The sequence below is a fragment of the Fictibacillus sp. NRS-1165 genome, from assembly GCF_050468105.1.
In the GTDB taxonomy this organism is placed as follows: domain Bacteria; phylum Bacillota; class Bacilli; order Bacillales; family Fictibacillaceae; genus Fictibacillus_C; species Fictibacillus_C terrinigri.
On the sequence record NZ_JBDPNU010000185.1, the window covers coordinates 1 to 1,679 of the forward strand.

2 protein-coding genes are annotated in these 1,679 nt (G+C 40.7%); both read right to left on the reverse strand.

What is annotated here, in order from left to right; genetic code table 11:
• A partial coding sequence (locus ABHN01_RS25760; RefSeq protein ID WP_429877906.1) for a carbohydrate ABC transporter permease occupies positions 1-296 on the reverse strand: 296 nt, incomplete at its 3' end.
• Between the two features lie 72 nt (positions 297-368).
• Positions 369-1,679: ABC transporter substrate-binding protein (locus tag ABHN01_RS25765; protein ID WP_429877907.1), on the reverse strand; the 1,311-nt coding region annotated here is incomplete at its 5' end.

The window sequence follows — 1,679 nt, forward strand, 5'->3', positions numbered from 1 at the left end:
GGGACGGTGATCACAAAGTATTTCATCGAGTTGCCCAGTGCAATCCAAAATTTTTCGTCCTCCATCATCATTTTGTAGTTTTGAAGCCCCGTCCATTCAGCAGGAGATAAAATATGATATTCGGTAAAAGAATAATAGAAAGCATTGATGGTAGGAAGGTATTCAAAAACCAAAAGGAGTACAATTGCCGGCAGCAGGAATACATAAGGAACATAGTTGAACTTTTTCTTTTTCTTTTGTTTGATGGAAACTTTCACTTTTTGATGGATATTTGTTTCTACTTGGTGGACGGCCATATTACCACTCCTTTCAATCAAACAGCAGCAGCGGACGCGAAACCCTCCGCTGCTGTTCTAAGGCACCGATTGTTATTTTTGGTTCTTTAGTGCTTGATTCCAATAGTCAACCGATTTATCCAGTGCTTCTTTCGCCGATAGTTCACCCATCATGGCAGCACGGATTTGTTCAGTATAATAGTCTCTTAGCTTTTCCTCATCTTTGATCCCTAAAATGTTTACCTTTAAATGAGGAGCTGTTTCCACCATGATTTTCCTTGCTTCATCATGTATGGTCTTCCCCTTTGATTCTTTAAAAAATGGGTCTTCCAGTGTTTCGGTAGTCGATGGGAAGATAGGAACAATTTTGGCAAAATCCAATTGATTCTTTGCGTTAGTAACAAAAAGAGCAAATTTGGCTGCTTCTTTTGGATGCTCTGATTTCTTTGGTACGACGAAGGTTTGAATGGCTTTGACGGCTATGGTTCCATCTCCTCCGGTCACAGGTTTAGTCACTTTTATCTTCGTAATTTCATTCGGAGCATTTTTTTCCAGATTCAGCAAAGCGGCTGCTACGGACTGGCCTGCCTGTGCCTGCTGCTTATTTTCATAGGTTTGCTGAAGCTGACGGTCATCTTTCGTTACCGCACCAGGTGCAATTGCTCCATTTTTGTACCCGTCTACGAACATTTGTACAAATTTTACGTGTTCATCGGAATTAAAAACGGCTTTTGTATGATCATCATTAAGGATTGGCAGCCCCTGGCTCACAAAAACTTCAATACCCGGCAAGTCGTTTGAACCATATACTTTTGGCAGCTTCTCATGAATCAGTTTTCCGTTTTTCAAGCTTTCTTCCCATGTTTTTGGCGGATTGTCAGCATCTAAACCCGCTTTTTTATAGATTTCTGTATTAATGGTGCCAATTGGAGGTCCGCCATAGTACCACGGAAGCCCTTGAAGTTCATCCTGGAAGGTTAAGCTGTCGATCAATCCAGGAATATATGCATTGAGCTCATCTTTGGATACAAGTTTATTAATGGGGGACAGAACATTGTACTGCTGAATCATGGAGATATCACTGCTGGCCAGATTAACCACATCCGGCACTTTTTTACTCTGCAAAGATGTTAAAAACTTTTTGGACGCGTCGGCACCTGGAACATCTACCCATTTAATCTTGACATTCGGATTGGCTTTCTCGTAATCACGGATCATACCCTGAATATAATCATTGAAGTTCTTCTTTAAATTAATTGTCCAAAATTCGAGCTCGATCTTGTTTCCATTTTTGCCGTCACCTGAAGCTTTTTCATCATTCGAACATGCTAACAAAGGTATAAATGCGAGTAAAAACACCAGAATGAATGCAGCAAGTTTTTTCCCTTTCACACAAGTCCCTCC